1 protein-coding gene is annotated in these 260 nt (G+C 38.5%); it reads right to left on the minus strand.

Annotated elements, in window-relative coordinates:
• Positions 1 to 16 precede the first annotated feature (16 nt).
• Positions 17 to 260 (minus strand): pro-sigmaK processing inhibitor BofA family protein (locus ACM615_RS24420; RefSeq protein WP_431012714.1); only part of this gene is annotated, 244 nt, incomplete at its 5' end.

Here is a 260-nt window from a genome sequence, read left to right on the forward strand (position 1 = left end):
TCAACAATATTTCTCATTAAATAATAAATTTTTCAATTACGACTAAAGCTGCTACGCCTGGGATGCCCAATAGACCACTGACTCCACTTGTTACAGGGTTAATAGAGACATGTAATCCTAGACTCTCACCAAATAGATTGAGGCAAAATAAAAAAAGAGCACCTGCCACAAACTTTATTCCGATCAGCCCTAACCATTTGATGGGGTTCGCTTGAACACCTGACATAAACAACAATAATACAGCAAGCAAAATTGACCCG

The sequence above is a fragment of the Rahnella sp. PAMC25617 genome, assembly GCF_050606005.1.
In the GTDB taxonomy this organism is placed as follows: domain Bacteria; phylum Pseudomonadota; class Gammaproteobacteria; order Enterobacterales; family Enterobacteriaceae; genus Rahnella; species Rahnella variigena.